The 16,718-nt window shown below is 75.6% G+C and carries 15 protein-coding genes; 4 read left to right on the top strand and 11 right to left on the bottom strand.

Annotated features, from left to right (window positions below):
* Positions 1–72: 72 nt before the first annotated feature.
* Together FH969_RS03115 and FH969_RS03110 are read left to right on the top strand one after the other, a co-directional pair.
* Positions 73–333, top strand: coding sequence for an HPr family phosphocarrier protein (locus tag FH969_RS03115; protein ID WP_108717833.1), 261 nt, complete (start codon positions 73–75; stop codon positions 331–333).
* A complete protein-coding gene (locus tag FH969_RS03110; RefSeq protein WP_108717832.1) occupies positions 330–2,048 on the top strand; it encodes a putative PEP-binding protein in 1,719 nt (572 codons plus the stop codon). Before FH969_RS03115 ends, FH969_RS03110 begins: the two co-directional genes overlap by 4 nt.
* Before the next feature lie 151 nt (positions 2,049–2,199).
* Here the strand turns inward: FH969_RS03110 and FH969_RS03105 are convergent, their stop codons facing one another.
* The 4 genes from FH969_RS03105 to FH969_RS03090 are packed head-to-tail and all read right to left on the bottom strand — an operon-like array spanning position 2,200 to position 7,278.
* A complete protein-coding gene (locus tag FH969_RS03105) occupies positions 2,200–3,801 on the bottom strand; it encodes an ATP-binding cassette domain-containing protein (RefSeq protein WP_246071672.1) in 1,602 nt (533 codons plus the stop codon).
* A 20-nt stretch (positions 3,802–3,821) separates the two neighbouring features.
* Positions 3,822–4,634, bottom strand: a complete 813-nt coding sequence (locus FH969_RS03100; protein WP_108717830.1) for an ABC transporter permease — start codon at positions 4,632–4,634, stop codon at positions 3,822–3,824.
* Positions 4,631–5,617, bottom strand: coding sequence for an ABC transporter permease (locus FH969_RS03095; RefSeq protein WP_234417730.1), 987 nt, complete (start codon positions 5,615–5,617; stop codon positions 4,631–4,633). Before FH969_RS03095 ends, FH969_RS03100 begins: the two co-directional genes overlap by 4 nt.
* Entirely contained in the window at positions 5,614–7,278 is a 1,665-nt protein-coding gene (locus FH969_RS03090; protein ID WP_180359638.1) for an ABC transporter substrate-binding protein, read from the bottom strand. Before FH969_RS03090 ends, FH969_RS03095 begins: the two co-directional genes overlap by 4 nt.
* 61 nt (positions 7,279–7,339) lie before the next feature.
* Here FH969_RS03090 and FH969_RS15100 point away from each other — a divergent pair, with 61 nt between their 5' ends.
* Together FH969_RS15100 and FH969_RS03080 are read left to right on the top strand one after the other, a co-directional pair.
* Complete coding sequence (locus FH969_RS15100; protein ID WP_234417729.1) at positions 7,340–7,903, top strand: TetR/AcrR family transcriptional regulator; 564 nt, start codon at positions 7,340–7,342, stop codon at positions 7,901–7,903.
* 66 nt (positions 7,904–7,969) lie between these two features.
* Positions 7,970–9,175, top strand: a complete 1,206-nt coding sequence (locus tag FH969_RS03080; protein ID WP_180359639.1) for a cation:proton antiporter — start codon at positions 7,970–7,972, stop codon at positions 9,173–9,175.
* Between the two features lie 18 nt (positions 9,176–9,193).
* Here the strand turns inward: FH969_RS03080 and FH969_RS03075 are convergent, their stop codons facing one another.
* The 7 genes from FH969_RS03075 to FH969_RS03045 form a co-directional block, all read right to left on the bottom strand.
* Complete coding sequence (locus FH969_RS03075; protein ID WP_139986030.1) at positions 9,194–10,504, bottom strand: TrpB-like pyridoxal phosphate-dependent enzyme; 1,311 nt, start codon at positions 10,502–10,504, stop codon at positions 9,194–9,196.
* A gap of 37 nt (positions 10,505–10,541) precedes the next feature.
* Positions 10,542–11,255: an IMPACT family protein gene (locus FH969_RS03070; RefSeq protein ID WP_246071671.1), complete on the bottom strand. Its 714-nt coding sequence runs from the start codon at positions 11,253–11,255 to the stop codon at positions 10,542–10,544.
* Complete coding sequence (locus FH969_RS03065) at positions 11,252–12,043, bottom strand: hypothetical protein (RefSeq protein WP_139986028.1); 792 nt, start codon at positions 12,041–12,043, stop codon at positions 11,252–11,254. The genes FH969_RS03070 and FH969_RS03065 overlap by 4 nt, the downstream gene beginning before the upstream one ends.
* Positions 12,044–12,112: 69 nt before the next feature.
* Positions 12,113–13,873 carry a nuclease-related domain-containing DEAD/DEAH box helicase gene (locus FH969_RS03060; RefSeq protein WP_139986026.1) on the bottom strand — a complete coding sequence of 587 codons (1,761 nt, stop codon included), beginning with the start codon at positions 13,871–13,873 and terminating at the stop codon, positions 12,113–12,115.
* Between the two features lie 4 nt (positions 13,874–13,877).
* Positions 13,878–14,354, bottom strand: coding sequence for a class Ib ribonucleoside-diphosphate reductase assembly flavoprotein NrdI (gene nrdI, locus FH969_RS03055; protein ID WP_108717826.1), 477 nt, complete (start codon positions 14,352–14,354; stop codon positions 13,878–13,880).
* 78 nt (positions 14,355–14,432) lie between these two features.
* Complete coding sequence (locus FH969_RS03050) at positions 14,433–15,401, bottom strand: 3-methyladenine DNA glycosylase (protein ID WP_246071670.1); 969 nt, start codon at positions 15,399–15,401, stop codon at positions 14,433–14,435.
* Positions 15,398–16,666, bottom strand: coding sequence for a DUF418 domain-containing protein (locus FH969_RS03045; protein ID WP_139986025.1), 1,269 nt, complete (start codon positions 16,664–16,666; stop codon positions 15,398–15,400). The genes FH969_RS03050 and FH969_RS03045 overlap by 4 nt, the downstream gene beginning before the upstream one ends.
* Positions 16,667–16,718: the final 52 nt, after the last annotated feature.

Below are 16,718 nucleotides of genomic sequence, written 5' to 3'. Positions count from 1 at the left end.
ACGACCACCTCCGGCCGGTCCGGGCGTGGTGTCGCCCAGTCGCCCCACGGGGCAGGAAGTGAAGGAATCACCATGGCAGCTCGCACCGTCACCGTCGGGTCGTCCTCCGGCCTGCACGCACGTCCCGCCTCGCTCGTCGCCGCCGCCGCAGCCGAGGCGGCTGAGCCCGTCCTCATCGCACGCGTCGGCGAGGAAGGCGTGGACGCCTCGAGCATCCTCATGCTCATGTCGCTCGGCATCGGTGCGGGCGAGGAGGTCGAGCTCACGAGCGACGACGAGGCCGGCCTGGACAAGGTCGCCGAGCTCGTGGCCGCCGACCTCGACGCGTCATGACCGCGCCCGTCAGCCCGCGCGTCCTCGCCGGCGTCGGGGTCGGCCGCCGCGCCGTCGTCGGCCCGGTGGTGCAGGTGCGCGAACCGGTCGAGGTGCCCGAGGACACCGTCGTGGTGCGCGACGGCGTGCCCGTGCCCGAGGAGGAGCTCGCCGACACGGTGCTCGCGGCCTTCCGGACGGTCTCGGCCGACCTGTCCGCGCGCGCCGCGCGCAGCTCCGGCAGCCTCGCCGAGGTGCTCGGCGCGACGGCGCAGATCGCCGCGGACCCCGCGCTCGCCGCGCGCGCCAAGCGCGAGCTGGCCGGCGGCAAGCCGCCGGTCGCCGCCGTCCGCTCCGCCGTCGGCGCCTTCATCGACATGTTCACGGCCGCGGGCGGCCTCATGGCCGAGCGCGTCACGGACCTGGCGTCCGTGCGCGACCGCGTGGTCGCCGTCGTGGCGGGCCAACCCGCCCCCGGCGTGCCGGACCTGCACGAGCCGAGCGTCGTCGTCGCGCGCGATCTCGCGCCCGCCGACACCGCGGCGCTGGACCTGCGGTACGTGCTGGCCATCGTCACCGAGCTGGGCGGTCCCACCGGGCACACCGCGATCATCGCCGGGCAGCTCGGCCTGCCGTGCCTCGTGCAGGTGACGGGCGCGACGTCGCTCGAGGACGGCACGCGCGTGCTCGTGGACGCGCGGCACAGCACGCTCGAGGTTTCGCCCGACGACGCTGCGGTCGAGGCCGTCGCGAAGCGGACCGAGGCCGAGCGCGCGCTCGAGGAGGACACCGCGCCGGGGGCGACGAAGGACGGCGACCCGATCGACTTGCTCGTCAACATCGGGACCGCCGCGGACGCCGAGCGTGCCGCGGCCGCCGACGACGCGCGGACCGTCGCGGGCAGCGGGCTGTTCCGGACCGAGGTGCTGTTCCTCGACGCGCAGACGGCGCCCCCCGTCGCCGCGCAGCAGAAGGAGTACACCGCGGCCCTCGCGGCGTTCGGCGGTCGCAAGGTCGTGGTGCGCACCCTGGACGCCGGCGCCGACAAGCCGCTCGCGTTCGCGACGCTGCCGGGCGAGGAGAACCCCGCCCTCGGCGTGCGCGGCTACCGGATCGGCCGGATCCACCCGCAGCTCATGGTGGACCAGCTCACGGCCCTCGCGGCAGCGGCCGAGGCGACGGGGACCCAGCCGTGGGTGATGGCCCCGATGATCGCGACGCCCGCCGAGGCGGCGGAGTTCGCGGCTGACGCGCGCGCCGCGGGTCTGGCCAAGGTCGGCGTCATGGTCGAGGTCCCGGCGGCCGCGCTGCGGGCGAAGGAGATCCTCGAGCAGGTCGACTTCGTCTCGATCGGCACGAACGACCTGGCGCAGTACGCGATGGCCACCGACCGGCTCAAGGGCGACCTCGCGGACCTGCTCGACCGCTGGCAGCCCGCCGTGCTCGACCTCGTCGCCGCGACGGCCCGCGCCGGGACCGAGCTCGGCAAGCCCGTGGGGGTGTGCGGCGAGTCGGCCGCGGACCCGCTCATGGCGCTCGTCCTCAAGGGGCTCGGGATCACGAGCCTGTCGATGTCGCTCGGCGCGGTGCCCGCGGTGCGCTTCGCGCTGCGCCACCACACGCTCGAGCAGTGCCAGGCGATGGCGGCCGCTGCGCTCGCGGCGACGGGTCCGACCCAGGCGCGCGACGCCGTCGTGGCTCTGCTGGACCCGACCACGCGGGACCTGCTCGCCTGAGTCGAGCAGCCCGCCCGCTCGTCCGCGCCGCAGGAACGGCCCGAGGCGACGAGGACGGCCCCCAGCGGACCGTTCTCGTCGCCTCGGGCCGTTCTCGGCGCCGCGCGCGGCGGGCGCAGCGGGCGCGCCGAGCGCGCCGGCGACAGCCCGGCTACCGGCCGCCGCGTCCGCCCACGGGGGACGCGGCGGCCAGCAGCGCCCGCGTGACCTCCGACCGCGGCTGCGCCCAGACCGTCTCCACGGCGCCCTCCTCCACGACGCGACCCTCGCTCAGCACGAGCACGCGGTCGCACAGCCGGCGCACGACGGCGAGGTCGTGCGACACGAGGACCAGTGCGGTCCCGGCATCCTGCACCTCGCGCAGCAGGTCGAGGATCCCCGCCTGGACGGCGACGTCGAGCGCCGAGACCGGCTCGTCCAGCACGAGCAGCTCCGGGTCGGCCGCAAGGGCCCGCGCGATCGCGACCCGCTGCCGCTGGCCGCCCGACAGGCTCCGCGGCATCCGGTCGGCGACCTCGGGTCCCAGGTGCACGCGGGCGAGCAGCGCGACCGGGTTGCTCGCGCCCGCGTCGCGCAGGATCCGGCGCACGTCCCGGCGCGGGTCCATGCTCGCGAGCACGTCCTGCGGGACGAGCCGGATCCGCGCGCGGCGGGCTCGCCGTCGGGCCTCCGGCAGGTCCGACCAGGGTGCGCGGTCGAGCTCGACCGTGCCCTCGTCCGGTCGCTCGGCGGCGAGCAGCAGGCGGGTCAGCGTCGACTTGCCCGAGCCCGACTCGCCCACGATCCCCAGCGCCTCGCCGCGGCGCACGGTGACGGCCACGCCGTCGACGGCGGTGCGCGCCCCGCGTGGTCCGCGTCCCGGCAGCGGGTAGGTGCGGCGCAGGCCGTGCCCGGCCAGGAGCACGTCGGTCCCGATCACGGGCGCCGGGGGCGGCTTCGGCCCGCGGGGGAGCGCCGCGAGCAGGCCGCGGGTGACGGCGTGGTGGGGCTCGGTGAGCACCCGCGCCGTCGGACCCTCCTCGACCGCGCGCCCGTCGGCGAGCACGACGACGCGATCGGCGATCCGGGCGACGGCGCCGAGGTCGTGCGTGACCAGCAGCAGCGCGGTGCCGGCGTCGCGCAGGCGCCCGAGCAGCGCGAGCACGTCGGCCGCGACCGTCGCGTCGAGGGCGGTGGTCGGCTCGTCGAGCACGAGCAGCGGCGGCTCGGCCACGATCGCCGAGGCGATGAGCGCGCGCTGGCGCATGCCGCCCGAGAGCGCGCCCGGGCGCTGGCGCGCCACGACGTCGGGCTCGGGCAGGCCGGCGCGCGCGAGGGCGTCACGAACCCGCTCCCCGACGGGGGCCGACCCCCGCGCCGCCGGACGGCCGGAGGTGTGCAGGGTCTCGGCGACCTCGGCGTGCACCGTGCGCAGCGGGTCGAGCGAGCCGAGCGCGTCCTGCAGGACGAGCCCGACGTGCCGCCCGCGCACGCGCCGCCAGTCGCGCTCGCGCGCGCCGCGCAGGTCCCGGCCCGCGATCCGCAGCGTCGCCGCCGCGACCCGCGCGGGAGCGCCGCCCTCGCCGGCCAGTCCGAGCAGCGAGCGCGCGAGCACCGACTTGCCCGCGCCGGAGGGCCCGACGACGGCGAGGCACTCGCCCGCGTGCACGCGCAGGTCCAGGCCGCGCAGCACCTCGAGGCTGCGGAAGGAGACCCGCAGGTCCGCGACGGCGAGCACCGGCTCGGCGTCCCGCACCGGCGCCGGGGTGAGCATCGGCTCACCTGTCCGCCCGCTCATGCGACCCCCACCCGCCCGAACGCGCGCCCCAGTGCCGTCAGCGCCGCGGCGGTCACCGTGATCGCGAGGCCCGGACCCACCGTGAGCCACCAGGCGGTCGTGAGGTAGACGCGCCCGGCGTTGAGCATCGCGCCCCACTCCGGCGACGGCGGCAGCGCGCCGAGGCCGAGGAAGCTCAGGCCCGCGACCCACACCACGGCCTGGCCGATGCCGAGGGTCAGCACCGCGACGAGCGGCCACAGCGCGTTGGGCGCGATGTGCCGGGTGAGGACGCGCGCCGGCGCGAGTCCATCCAGGCGCGCGGCCGCGACGTAGCCCGACGTCGCGACGCCGCGCACCCGCGAGCGCAGGATCCGGGCGTACCCGGGCGCAGTCGCCAGGCCCACGGCGAGCACGGACGCCGCGAGCCCGGGGCCTCGCACCGTGACGAGGAGCAGGGCCAGCACCATGGTCGGCAGCGCGTACAGCACCTCGACCACCCGGGCGATCCCCGCGTCGAGCCACCGCGGCCCGAGCCCGGCCGCGAACCCCAGCACCATCGCGAGCGCGACGCCGATCACCGTCGCCTGCAGACCGACGCCGAGCGAGGACACGGCGCCGTGCACCACCCTCGTCCACACGTCACGGCCGGACTCGTCGGTGCCGAACGGGTGCGCGAGCGAGGGCGGCTCGAACGCCTCGCGTGGCGCGATCGCCGTCGGGTCACCGGGCGCGATCAGCCCCGGTGCCACGACCATGACGAGCATGACGACGACGACGGCGAGCGCCACCCAGGCGCCCGGCGTGAAGCCGCGCAGCGCGCGCCTCATGCGGCGGCCACGAGCGCGTCGCCCGCGCGACGGCGCGGGTCAAGGGCGAGCTCGAGGGCCTCGACGACGACGGTGAGCACGACGTAGGCGAGCGCGACGACCACGACGGCGCCGACCACCACGGGCACGTCGCGCACGAGCGTCGCGTCCACGAGCAGGCGGCCCAGCCCGGGCCGACCGAACAGCACCTCGACGACGACGGCGCCGGAGAGCAGCGAGCCGAACGCCCAGCCGGACAGGGAGACGGCCGGCAGGACGGCGTGCCGCAGCGTGTGCCGACCGAGCACGCGGGTCGGCGAGGCGCCGCGCGCCCGCGCCGTGGTGGCGAACGGGGCGGACTCGGCCTCCTCGAGGGAGTCGCGCACGAGCTGGCCGAGGAACCCCGCGAGCGGGACGGCCAGCGTCACCGTCGGCAGCACGAGCGAGGCGGGGGAGCCCGGCGTGCTCGTCGCCGGGAACCAGTGCAGCGTGCTCGCGAAGACCACGATGAGCACGGCGCCGAGCCAGAAGTGCGGCAGCACGCTGGCCACGAGCTCACCGCCGCGCAGGACGCGGGCGGCGGCGCGCCCGAGCCGGCCCCGCGCCGTCGTCGCCAGCACGGCTACCGCGAGCGCGATCACCCAGGCGAGTGCGAGCGACGTCAGGGCGAGCACGGCGGTGGCCGGCAGCTGCGCGGTGAGCAGGTCGCTCACCGGGACCCGTCGCGCGTAGGAGTCCCCGAGGTCGAGCGTGAGCACGTTGCGCAGCTGCACGAGGTACTGCTGCCACAGCGGCAGGTCGAGGCCGTACTGCGCGCGCGCGGCCGCCACGGCCTCCGGTCCGGCCTGGGAGCCCGGACCGCCGAGGACCGCCTCGACCGGGTCGCCGCCGGCCAGCCGCAGCGCGAGGAACACCACGGTCGCCGTCACGACCACGACCGTGAGCGCGCGCCCCAGGGTGCGCAGCACCCAGCCGGCCGCGGCCCGCACGCCGGACCCGCTCACGAGGTGAGCGAGGCGTCCACGAACGTCGGGGTGGAGACGGTGTGGAGCACGTCGACCCCGGTGGCGCCACGGACGAGGAAGTGGTTCTGCTGGTCGTACAGCGGGAGGATGTAGAAGCCCTCGAGGACCCGCTGCTGGGCCTGCTGCACGAGCTCGGCGCGCCGGTCGTCGTCCTGGGTGGAGGCGGCCTCGTCGAGCCACGCGTCCAGCTCGGCGTCGCGCACGAAGGCGTGGTTGGCGAAGTAGCCCGACGGCGCGGGCACGGTGCCGTCGGAGTGGTAGAGGATGCGCAGCACGTCCGGGCCGACCTTCGTGTAGGGCGCCGAGACGGCCTCGTACTCCTTGTTGCCGAGCGCCGTGTACCAGGCGCCGAGGTCCATCGGCTCCAGCACGAGCTCGAACCCGACACCGGCGACGTTGGCCTGGATCTGCTCGAACAGCGACTGCTCGGCCGCGACAGACTGGTTGGTGCTCACGGGCATCCGCACGGTGAGGCGGTTGCCGTCCTTCGTCCGCACGCCGTCGGCGTCCCGGGTGGTCCAGCCCGCCTGGTCCAGCAGCGCGTTCGCCGCCTCGACGTCGGTGGTGAACAGGTCCGGGTCGGAGTACGCGAGCGGCTCCACGGACGCGAGCGGGGAGAAGGACCGCTCGGTCACGCCGGCGAAGAGGGTCTCGATGCCGGGCTCGGGGTCGGCCGCCCGGATGAACGCCTCGCGCACCGCCAGGTCGTCGAAGGGCGCCTGGCCGGAGTTGAGCTCGATCCGGTTGACGCTGCCCGGCCTCGGCGCGTCGATGTGCTCGACGCCGAGCGAGGAGTCCGCGTCGGCGGCCGCGATCGTGTCCGGCTGCGGGTTGTCGATCACCTGCACCTCGCCGGAGATCAGCGCGGCGTACCGGGTTGCCGCGTCGGGGAGGAAGCGCCAGGTGATCCCGTCCAGCAGCGCCGGCTCGGCGGTCCCGTCCGGCCGGACGTAGTCGTCGTTGCGGACGAGGTCGACCTGCTGCTGGGGCGTCGAACCGGTCACGACGAACGGACCGGTGCCGACCGGCGCGAGGCAGTTGGCGTCCGTGCCGCGCGCGATCCCCGTGGGTGACTCCATCGCCGTCCACGGCTGGGAGAGGGACTCCAGCAGCGCCGCGTCCGGCTCGCTGAGGTGGAACCGGGCGTGCTGGGCGTCGACCACCTCGACGGAGTCGACCTTGGCCAGCGCGAGGTAGCCGGTGGAGGAGCCGGTGGCGGGGTCCTTGAGGTGCTCGACGTTCGCCTTGACCGCCTCGGCGTCGAACGCGGTGCCGTCGGTGAACGTGCGCTCGGCGAGCGTGAAGTCCCACGTCAGGCCGTCGTCGGAGGTGGTCCACTCGGTCGCGAGCCACGGCGTGATCGTCCCGTCGGCGTCGCGGCCGACGAGCGGTTCGAGGAACTGGGAGGCGAGCAGAGCCTGCGGGTAGTTGCCGCCGACGTGCGGGTCGAGGCACGTGGGCTCGGCGTCGCCCGAGGCGTACACGAGCGTGCCGCCGGCTGACGGTGTGGCGGCGCCGGCGTCGCCGGAGGCGTCGGGCGCTCCCGAGGCGTCGTCGCCGGCGGTGCCGCTGCACGCGGCGAGCAGGAGGGCTGCAGACGCCAGCGTGGCGGTCAGGGGGAGGAGGGCGGGTCGGCGCACCGGAGGCCTTTCACGTGATTGTTGGTCGGCGTCCAACAATACGACCCCTACGATGGGCGCCGTGACGCAGGGGACGGAGCGCAGGCGCGTGGGACGGCCGCGCGCGGCGTCCCGCGATCTCCTCGAGGAGGCCGCCTGCGAGCTGTTCCTCGAACGCGGGTACGCCGCGACCTCCGTGGCGGACATCACGTCCCGAGCCGGCGTGAGCCGGTCCACCTTCTTCAACTACGTCGAGGCCAAGAGCGACCTGCTGTGGGCGAGGTTCGACGACGCTGTCGTGGCCCTGCGTGCCCGGCTCGCCGACGGGGCGGACGTGGCCGAGGCGTTGCGCGAGCTCGCGGCCGGCCTGCCGGCGGAGAACGTCGCGATGGCGTTCGCCCAGGGCGAGGCGATGGGGCTGGGCGAGGAGCTGCGGCTCGCCGCGGTGCGCCGCCTTGCCGACGTGCGCGACGCGCTCACGCCGGCGCTCCGGGCAGGCGGCGCCACGCCCCTCGTGGCCCGGTCCAGGGCAGGGGCCTACGCGGGCTGCCTGCTCGCGGCGGTCCAGGAGTGGTCGCTCGCGGGTGCGGGCCGCACCGACCTCGTGGCTCTGCTGGACGAGGCGGTGAGGGCGACGCTGGGCTGAGTGCGCGCGCCGGGCGCGCCGCCCGACGTCGGCACCTGCGGCCGCGTCGACCACTACCGTGACGCCGTGGATCCCCTGTTCGTCGTCCTCGCCGCCGGTGTGACCGCGCCGCTGCTGTCGCTCGTGACCCGCAAGGTCGTGCCCGGGGTCGTCTTCGAGATCGGGCTCGGGATCGTCATCGGACCCGCCGTGCTCGCCTTGTCGAGCGCCACGGGCTCGGTGCAGAGCGTGGCCGACGTCGGCCTGTCGTTCCTCATGTTCCTCGCCGGTCTCGAGGTCAACCTGCGCACGATGCGCGGTGAGGCGCTCCGCCGCTCGGGCGGCTCGTGGCTCGTCTCGGTGGCGCTCGCCTCGATCGTGGGGGTCGTCGTCGCGCTCGCGGGTGGGGGCGACGCCGCCCGCTTCGTGGCGATCGCCCTCACGACGACCGCGCTGGGCACGCTGCTGCCGATCCTGCGCGAGGAGAGGGTGGTCGGCACGCCCCTGGGCGAGCGGACGCTCGCCGTCGGGACGATCGGGGAGTTCGGACCCATCGTGCTCGTCGCGCTCCTGCTCAGCGGACGAAACCCGGTGGCGGTCCTGGCCGAGCTGGCGATCTTCGCCGTCGTGGTGGTGACCGGCCTCTGGGCGGCCAACCACCTGCGCGTGCCGTGGCTGCGGCGCTCGGTGACGCAGGGTATGCACAGCACGTCCCAGCTCCCGGTGCGCGTCGCCGTGCTCGCGGTCGCGTTCTTCGTGCTGCTGGCCGACGACCTGGGCATCGACGCGCTGATGGGTGCCTTCGCCGCCGGCCTCGTGGTGCGCACCGCGACCGCGCTCGACATGGCCGAGGACGACCAGCTCATGCTGGACCGCAAGCTCACGGCCGTGGGGTTCGGCGTGTTCATCCCGATCTTCTTCGTGACGTCGGGGATGAAGATGGACGTGGCCTCGATGATCGAGCACCCCACGTCGCTGCTCCTGATCCCCGGGTTCGTCGTGGCGGCGCTCCTCGTGCGTGGCATCCCCACGTGGTGGGCCCACCGCCGCTCGGTCTCGCCTCCGGACGCGAGGTCGCTCGCCCTGCTCTCGGCGGCCGCGCTGCCGCTCGTCGTGGTGATCACCGAGCAGGGTGTGGCGGCGAAGGCGCTCCCGCCCGAGGTGGCGGCCGCGATGGTCGCCGGCGGACTGCTCAGCGTGCTCGTGCTGCCGCTGCTCGCGCTGCGCGGTCGCGCCCGTGCCGAGGATCCGGGCACGGACGCGACCGCTCAGGTGGCGACGCCTGCGGCGTAGCGCCGTCAGCGGCGCGACTCAGACGTAGGCGCCGTAGGACGGCAGGTCCAGCACGCCGTTCCCGGACAGCCCGATGAGCACCACCTCGTCGGTGGTCGCCGCGCGAGCGTGCGCGATCGCGGCGGCCACGGCGTGGGTGGACTCGGGCGCGGGGATGATGCCCTCGGCGCGTGCGAACTCCACCCCCGCGCGGAACGCGGTGTCCTGGTCGATCGCCACGGCCTCCATGAGCCCGAGGTTCACCGCGTGGGACACCATCGGCGCCATGCCGTGGTAGCGCAGGCCGCCGGCGTGGATGGGCGGCGGCACGAAGTCGGCGCCGAGGGTGTGCATCTTGAGCAGTGGCGTGAGGCCCGCGACGTCGCCGTGGTCGTAGCGGTACTCACCCTGCGTGAGTGACGGGCACGCGGCCGGCTCGCACGCCACCAGGCGCGTGGTGGTGCCCTCGCGCAGGTTGCGGCCCAGGAACGGGAACGTGAGGCCGGCGAGGTTCGACCCGCCGCCCGCGCAGCCGAAGATGACGTCCGGGACGACGTCACCGAGCTGCTCCAGCGCCTCCTGCCCGATCACCGTCTGGTGCAGGAGCACGTGGTTGAGCACGCTGCCGAGGGAGTAGTGGGCCTCCGGGTCCTCAGCGGCGACCTCGACCGCCTCGCTGATCGCCATGCCGAGCGAGCCGGTGGTGTCGGGCGTCGCGGCGAGGATCGCGCGGCCGGCCTCGGTCAGCTCCGACGGCGAGGAGTGGCACACGCCGCCGTACGCCTCCATCTGGAACCGGCGGTAGGGCTTGGCGTCGTAGGACGCGCGGACCTGCCAGACCTCGACCGTGAGGCCGAGCAGCGCGCCCGCGAGCGACAGGGAAGCGCCCCACTGGCCCGCGCCCGTCTCGGTCGTCAGCCGCGTGACGCCCTCGAGCTTGTTGTAGTAGGCCTGCGCGATCGCGGTGTTCGGCTTGTGCGAGCCTGCCGGGCTGACGCCCTCGTACTTGTAGTAGATCCGCGCGGGCGTGCCGAGCGCGCGCTCGAGGCGGTGCGCGCGGATCAGCGGGGCGGGCCGCCAGAGCGAGTAGATCTCGCGCACGGTCTGCGGGATCTCGACGTACCGCTCGGTGGACACCTCTTGCGCGATGAGCGCCATCGGGAACAGCGGCGCGAGGTCCTCCGGGCCGAGCGGCTCGCGGGTGCCCGGGTGCAGCGCGGGCGGGCACGGCTGCGGCAGGTCGGCCGCCAGGTTGTACCAGTGCGTGGGCACGGTCGAGGGCACCTCGAAGCCGAGCGGGTCGATGCTGCGCTCGGTGACGAGCGCGGGTGCGGAGTCGGTCGCGGTCATGGTTCTCCTCGTGGATCAGCGGCGATCGGTTGCGAGCCTAGGCAGTTCCGGGGGCGCGCGTGTGGTGCGTCTCGTCCTGCGGGTGGTCCGGCCACGGCTGGTCCACCCATGCCGTGCCCGACGGCGTGGCGCGGCCCCGCCCCGCCGTCGTCGCCGCGATCCGCGTCACCGACGCCCCGGCGGCGTCCGGCGGCACGGCCAGGTCGAGCTCGACGTCGACCCCGTAGCGGGCCGACACGCCCCAGCCCGCGCGCTCGGCGAGCGCGGTGACGGCGGCCGCGTCCGCGTAGTCGAGCGTGACGCGCAGCAGGGTGCGTCGGCGCCGCAGGACGAGCGGCGCGCCGGCGAGGGCGTCGGCGACGGCGCCGCGGTAGGCCCGTGCCAGGCCGCCGGTCCCCAGCAGCACGCCGCCGAAGTGCCGCACGACGACGGCGACGACGTCGCTCACCTCGGCCGCGAGCAGCGCGTCGAGCATGGGTGCGCCGGCGGTGCCGGAGGGCTCGCCGTCGTCGCTCGTGCGGCGCACGTCGCGGCGCGGACCGAGCACGAAGGCCGTGCAGTGGTGGCGCGCCTGCGGGTGGCCCCGGCGCGCTGTCGCGACGCACGCACGCGCGTCCTCCTCCGTCGCGGCGGGGGAGAGCAGCGCGAGGAAGCGCGAGCGGGAGATCTCGACCTCGTGCTGGTGGGTCGCGGCGAGCGTGCGGTACTCCGACGGCCCGTCGAGGCTCGCGTGCGTCATCGACACGCTCACGGCTCGTCGGTGAGCGCGTCCAGCCGCTGACGCGCCGTGCGCACCGCACGCTCGGCCTCGGTGCGGGTGCGCTGCCACGTGGCGAGGTTCTCGCGCGCGGCGTCACGGTCGTGCTCGAGGGCGGCGATCTCGGCGTCCAGCGACGTCACCATCGACTCGAGCGAGCCGACCGTGTCGGTCGCGGCGGTGAGGCGGTTCTCGGCGTCGACGAGGTCCGCCGTCGCCCGCGCGACCTGGTCCGCGCCCGGACGCAGGTGCCGGACGGTGGGGGCGGGCACGCCGTCGTCGGGGCCGACCACGCCGAAGCCCTCGTGCACCACGGTCCGGGCCACCTGGCCGCGGCGCACCTGCTCGGCCACCTCGGGGTCCATCACGGCCGCGGTGAGCATCTCGACGACCCGCGCGAGCGACTCGGGGGAGGGCCCGCGCCGGCCCGCCGCGGCCTCCTCCTCGCCGAGGTGCCACAGCAGGGAGACCAGCGCGTCGGTGCGGGTGCGGCGCTCGCGGTCGAGCGCGGCGAGTCGGCTGCGGTCGCGCGTGCTGGTCGCCTCCCGCAGGCTCTCGCCGACGGCGAGCAGCTGCTCGAGCTCCTCGGGCCAGTGCACCGCGAGCCGGTTCACCCAGCTCGCGGCGATCGTCGGCTTGGGCAGACGGCGCAGCCGGGCCGCCCCGACCTCGTCGCCCGCGGCCCGCACCTGGGCGGCGTAGCGCGCGCGCTCGGTGACGAAGTCCTCGGGGTCGACGCGGTACAGGAGCGTGACGAGCTCCTCGACCCAGTCTGACGGCACGGGGCCAGCGTGGCGGGTGCGCGGCGGCCTGTCGAGCGTGGTCACGGTGGGCGGCTCCGTCAGGCCCGGTCAGTCGCAGACCCGCACGGGCCACGGCGTGGCCTCGCGCAGGCGGTGGACGGCGGCCTCGCCGCCGACCCGCTCGACGAAGGCGCGAGGCCCGACGACGACGAGCAGGCTGCGCGCCCGGGACATGCCCGTGTAGAGCATGTGCCGAGCGCGGTCGAGGTCGCGCACGCCGTTGACCGCGAGCACGACGACGCGGCGCTCCAGTCCCTTGAAGTTGAGGACGTGGCCGTAGAAGACGTCGACACCGTCCAGGGCGTCGTCCCAGTAGGCGGTGTGTCCGCGCAGCTCGACCGTGTTCACCTGCTCCGGGTGGCGCGATCCGGTGCACAGCAGCGCGATGTCACCCGGGATCCAGCCCTCCTCGACGAGAGCCTCGACGGCGTCGTCCGCGGCGGCGAGCACCTCGTCCGCGGCGGCGCGACGCAGGGCGCGGTCGTCCGACGCGATCGCCTCGGCGTCGCCGGCCTCGACCAGGCGCACCGGTGCGCCGTGCGCGCCGGCGGGGCGCACCACGCCGTCGCCGTAGCTGCCGAAGGTCCGGGCGATCTCGCGGGTGGAGCGCAGGTTCTCCTCGAGCGTGAGCGTCGCGAGCTCGATCGGGGCGCGGCCGTCGCGCGCGAAGACACGCTGGGACTCGTCGGAGAACACGGTCAGCCCGCCCGTGCCGGGATCGCGCAGGCAGCGCAGCAGCGCGGGCCACCACTCGTCGCCGAAGTCCTGCGCCTCGTCGACGACGATCGCGTCGAACAGGTCGGCGGGGTCGCGCGTGGCGGCGAGCGTGGCGAGGTCGCGGGGCAGCCGCGTCTCCCAGTCCTCGGGGTCGTCGTCCCGGCCGGGCGTCGCGCCCCACTCGACCGGGAGCTCGTGGAAGAGGCCGACCCACGCGGGCCGGTCCCGGCGCCAGGCGGAGGTCGTGCGCTGGAGGTAGCGGCCGAGGCCGCGCGAGTAGCACAGCAGCGCGACGCGCCGGCCCTGCGCCGAGAGCCGCCGTGCCTGCTCCAGGGCGAGCCACGTCTTGCCGCTGCCGGCGCCGCCGACGATCTGCAGCCGCGGCATCGCGCGCGCCAGGTCGAGAACCCGCGCCTGGTCCGCCGTGAGCTGCTCGGCGAGCAGGTCCTGCTCCTCCGCGGCCGCCAGGAGGTCGGCCTGGCCCGGGAGGGAGGGGGCGAAGCTCGCGGCGATGGTGGCGACGAGGGCTGCGTCCGGCACGCGGTCGCCGTCCGCGTCGCGGGTGAGGGCGGCCACGAGGCGCTCGCCGGCGCGGCCCTCGAGCAGGTCGCCGGAGTCGAGGATCATCCGGCGAGTGACGTCCGGGGCGCGGAACGTCTCCGGGATGCGCGAGCCGGGCAGGGCGAGGAGGTAGGTGGCGCGCAGGCGACGGAACGTGATCGCGTCGCGCTCGTGCAGGTAGCGCCGGGCCGCGTGCATGGTCCGTCGTGCCTGACGCACCGGGTCGATGGCGCGTCCGCCCTGGCGCCACTCACCGTCGGTGAGGCGCACGTTCCCGCTCTTGACCTCGACCACCGCGAGACCCAGCCCCGGCACGACGGCGAGGACGTCCGCCTCGGACTGCTCGCCGTCGACGACGAGGTTCACGTTGCGCAGCACGACGCTGCCCTCCGGCAGCGTCGCGGTGAGCGACCTCGCGACGGCGAGCTCCGCCCGGGCGCCGGACTCGCGCCGCTGCTGCTCGCGCGTGCGGACGGCGGCGTCGTCGGTGGCGCCGCGTGCGTCGGTGCGACCGCCGCCAGGTTCTGGCATCCCGTCAGAGTGCCGCAGCGGTGGGCGCCGCGGGGGACGCGTCCGAGTCGTGAGCGCGGAGGGCGTCGCGCCGGTCCAGCGCGGCATCGAGCTCCTCGAGGATGCGCACGCACTCCTGCACGTCCCACGGCGTGCCGGACAGCTCGAACTCGAACAGCACGGGGCGCCCGGACAGCTCGGCGATCTCGCGCGCGGCGCGCTGGTAGTACCGGCCGAAGTTGCGGTTGCCCGACCCCATCACGCCCACCAGGTGGCGCCGGTTGGCGGGGGAGGCGAGGAACCGGCGCACGGCCTCGGGGATGGTGTCGTTCGCAGGGTTGCCCGTCTTGTACGACGGCGTGAGCAGCACCCACGGGCCGTCCGCCAGGCTCTGGCGGACCTCGCGCTCGGAGAGGTCGTGGACGGGGCGGCCGAGGCGCTCGGCGAAGAGCCGGACCAGTCCCGACGAGGAGGAGTAGTAGTAGACCGGGGTGCGCCGCATCGTTCCAGGATCCTGCGGGGTTCGTCGCACGGACCCGGGACCAACGTCCCGACGTGGGCGCCGCTGCGCGAGCGGATCTCAGCGTTCGGGGCGCCGCGATGCGCCTGCGCCGTCAGTGCCGGCGTCTGCGCCTGCGTCGCCGTCGCCCAGCAGCGTGCGGCACACGTCGAGCAGCGCCGCGCGCAGCGGCTCGGCTCGCTCGGCGAAGGTGCGCTGGGCCGCGACGTACTCGGCCTTGCCGGCCGGCGTCTCGATCGCCACCGCGTCCAGGCCGTAGCCGCTCACGTCGTACGGCGAGGCGCGCATGTCGAGAACGCGGATGTCGCGCGCCAGGGTGAACGCGTCCAGGGCGAGCTCGCCGGGGACCGCGGGCCCCAGGTGCACCACCGTCTTGAGCAGGTCCATCCCCACGTGCAGGCACCCGGGCTGGTCGAGCACGACCTGCGTCTCGCGGCTGGGCTGCAGCACGTTCAACCCTCGCGCCGACGGCGTGAAGAACCGGAACGCGTCGACGTGGCTGCACGTGATGCGGTGGGACTCCACCACTGCGTCGGTGCCCGCCGCGCCGAGCCGCAGCGGCAGCGGGTGGCGGTGGTCCTCACCCTCGCGGTAGACCATCGCCCACTCGTGCAGCCCGAAGCACGAGAACGTCGCCGGCCGGTGCGCGACGGCGTGCAGCAGCCGGGCGTGGAAGCGCACCGCGGCGCCGCGATCGGCGAGGTAGGCCGCCTCGTCGAGGCGAGCGACGCCGTCGTGCATCGCGAACCACCGCGCGCCGTCGAACCGGGTGCCGGCGGCGCCCGCGAGCCCGACGCCCACGCCGGGGCTCCACCGGCGCAGGTGCGAGGGTCGCAGCGGGTAGTAGGTGAACAGGAAGTCCTCGACGGCGTGGCTCGCATCCCGCGCGCGGCGTTCGCGGTGGCCGGCCGTGAGGTCGTCGGCGCGTCGGACGTGGGCGGCCTCGCGCGCGGACCAGTTGTCGGCCGCGAGGACCGAGGGCCCGAACGCGACCGGCGCGGCCGGCGGGATCGCCGCGACCGCGCTCATCGCGCAGGACGTGCGGCGGAGCGGACGACGGCGCGCGCGGCCGCATCTGACGCGCCGCTCAGCGCGCGCTCCAGCGGACCCTTGCCGAGGCAGTGCCGCCAGATCGTCGCGAACACGATCGAGCCGATCGCGAGGGCGAGCAGCGGACCGTTGGACTCAGGGAACCACACCGCGTGCTCCCCGAGGGCGCCGATGACGAGGAGCTGCACCGTGTAGATCGTGAGCGACATCGCGCCGGTCGCGGCGAGCGGGGACAGCAGCAGGCTGCCCGCGCGCCACGACGTTGCCAGGAGGCACAGCCCGGTCACGGCGAGCGCGACGCCGGCGTTCCCGATCACCTCGAACGGGGAGTTCCCGTGCGGCTCGACGGACACGAGTGCGAGCGGCCAGCCCAGATCGGCCCGGTCCTGGCCGGGCGCGAGCGCGGCGGTGAGCAGCGAGCCCGCGCCGTACGCGGCGATCGCGAGGCTGGTGCCCCCGCCCACGAGCGCGAGCGCGAACGAGCGCGCGGCGAGGGCGCCCCGCCCGAGCACCATGCCGACGAGGAGGTACCCGATCCACACGAGGGCGGGGTAGTAGCCCCACACCAGCTCGCCGAGTCCGAACCCGAACAGCACGCTCGGCGCCGCGGTGCCGGTGGTCGCCTCGCGCAGGCCGAGCACGACGACCGGGCCGAGCGTCATCGCGACGCCGGCCAGCACGAGGAGCCACCGGCTGGGCAGCCGCAGGACGGGCAGCGCCATGAGGAACAGCACCGCGTAGGTCGACAGGATCACGACGACGGGGTAGCCGATCGCCTGCAGCACCCCGCCGAGCGGGAGCAGGATGGCGGCGCGCACGGCGATCTTCGTCCGCACGCCGCGCCAGTCCGTCGGCGTCGCGGCCGACCGGCTCATGAGCGTGATGCTCACGCCCGCGAGGGTCGCGAACAGCGCCGAGGAGCGGCCGTCGAAGATCCACATCCACTGGGCGCCCCAGCCCGCGTCGGAGGCGTGACCCGTGCCGAGGTGCGCGACGAGCATGCCCAGGATCGCCACCGCGCGGGCGACGTCGATGCCCGTGATGCGGGGTCGGCGCGGCTTCGCGGCGGGCTGGCCGGCGGGCTGCTGGACCGGCGGCGCGGCGGCGGGCTGCCATGAGGGTGCCGCGCCGGCGACGGGGTGCGGAGGCGGCGGCACGGTGGCGGGCTGCCACGAGGGCGGCGGCACGGCGGGGACGGTGCTGCCCGCGGGGAACCGTGGTGCGGGACCGTCCGGAGTGCTCACCCGGCGAGGGTAGCCGGGCTACGGTGGGCGAAGGAGCGCGACGAGGCGGTTC

It is taken from the genome of Miniimonas arenae (assembly GCF_006351005.1).
Lineage (GTDB): Bacteria > Actinomycetota > Actinomycetes > Actinomycetales > Beutenbergiaceae > Miniimonas > Miniimonas arenae.
The sequence above is the reverse complement of the archived record's forward strand: the minus strand, read 5'-3'. Positions and strand labels throughout refer to the sequence as shown.

What these genes read in the sequence shown, in the direction of transcription:
- FH969_RS03115 (WP_108717833.1), top strand. Translation starts at nt 73, where the DNA reads ATGGCAGCTCGCACCGTCACCGTCGGGTCGTCCTCCGGCCTGCACGCA.
- FH969_RS03110 (WP_108717832.1), top strand. Translation starts at nt 330, where the DNA reads ATGACCGCGCCCGTCAGCCCGCGCGTCCTCGCCGGCGTCGGGGTCGGC.
- FH969_RS03105 (WP_246071672.1), bottom strand. Translation starts at nt 3,801, where the DNA reads ATGCTCACCCCGGCGCCGGTGCGGGACGCCGAGCCGGTGCTCGCCGTC.
- FH969_RS03100 (WP_108717830.1), bottom strand. Translation starts at nt 4,634, where the DNA reads ATGAGGCGCGCGCTGCGCGGCTTCACGCCGGGCGCCTGGGTGGCGCTC.
- FH969_RS03075 (WP_139986030.1), bottom strand. Translation starts at nt 10,504, where the DNA reads ATGACCGCGACCGACTCCGCACCCGCGCTCGTCACCGAGCGCAGCATC.
- FH969_RS03060 (WP_139986026.1), bottom strand. Translation starts at nt 13,873, where the DNA reads ATGCCAGAACCTGGCGGCGGTCGCACCGACGCACGCGGCGCCACCGAC.
- nrdI (WP_108717826.1), bottom strand. Translation starts at nt 14,354, where the DNA reads ATGCGGCGCACCCCGGTCTACTACTACTCCTCCTCGTCGGGACTGGTC.
- FH969_RS03050 (WP_246071670.1), bottom strand. Translation starts at nt 15,401, where the DNA reads ATGAGCGCGGTCGCGGCGATCCCGCCGGCCGCGCCGGTCGCGTTCGGG.